Raw genomic sequence first — 931 nt, 5'->3', positions numbered from 1 at the left:
GCCGTGTCGATGGCCAGTCCCCGCGCGGACATGCCGTAGCCTTCACCCCGGCCGAGGAAGCGGAAATAGGAGGCGCCCTGGAAGGCGATCACCTCGTCCGCGTAGTCCGGCCGGTTGAGCGGGAAATGCAGGCGGAAACCCGCATAACCGAGTCCCTGCGGGGGCTCGCCCTCGAAGATCTCTCCGCCGTCGTAGCGGAACAGGCCCGGGTCGAAGGGCAGCGTACGGACCTGACCGTTCTCCACCAGATGGATGGTTACCGGCTCGTTGTAGAGAAAGCCGGGATGGAATAGCTGGACCTCGAAGAGGCGTTCCCCCTTCCAGATCGCACGGTCCGGGCGGAAACGGATCTTGCGGTAGGCGTCGTAGTCCATCGACGCCAGCGACTCCGGCAGCGCCGTATCCGGCGCCTGGTAATCCTCGCCCGCGAGCGCGCGCGCCCGCTCGGTCACCCGCTCGAACACGCGGACATCGTCCCCGTCCTGAGCGGAGGCAACCGTGATGTGACCCGCAGCGGCGAGCACAACGGCGACAAGGGGGATCAGTGGCAGGCGGTTCCGTCGGCGCATGGGCACTCCTTCCAGCGTCTCTGCCGGAACGGCTGCCCGTGCGTTCACCCCGTCTCGCTCTCCAGGCGGGCAAGGCGCGCCAGCGCCTGTCCGCGATTGTCGCCGCACAGCTCGGGCGTCGCCGAGAACCGTTCGCACACGTCGGGCCGCTCGGGGCTGGCGAACAGCCCGCAGCGGTTATCCGCGCTCAGGTGCACGCAGCGTACGCCCGCCGGTTTGCCCTCAGGCATTCCGGGCAACGGCGAGGAGATGGACGGCGCGATGCAGCAGGCGCCGCAGCCGATCCGGCATTTCATGATTATCCGTCACCCTCTGCCCCGAAGAATGCGGCCACCGCCTGCCGGTGCTCAACCGAATTGAGC

The 931-nt window shown here is 68.0% G+C and carries 2 protein-coding genes; both read right to left on the bottom strand.

Features of this window, described 5'->3' with window-relative positions; all coding sequences use genetic code 11:
• Positions 1–569 (bottom strand): glucan biosynthesis protein (locus G7A99_RS21525; RefSeq protein ID WP_205599988.1); only part of this gene is annotated, 569 nt, incomplete at its 3' end.
• 44 nt (positions 570–613) lie between these two features.
• A complete protein-coding gene (locus G7A99_RS21520; protein WP_018718851.1) occupies positions 614–865 on the bottom strand; it encodes a YkgJ family cysteine cluster protein in 252 nt (83 codons plus the stop codon).
• Positions 866–931: the final 66 nt, after the last annotated feature.

The organism is Arhodomonas sp. KWT (genome assembly GCF_010993615.1).
The sequence above is the reverse complement of the archived record's forward strand: the minus strand, read 5'-3'. Positions and strand labels throughout refer to the sequence as shown.

Excerpts from the sequence above, each read along its gene's own strand:
- G7A99_RS21520 (WP_018718851.1), bottom strand. The coding sequence starts at position 865 with ATGAAATGCCGGATCGGCTGCGGCGCCTGCTGCATCGCGCCGTCCATC.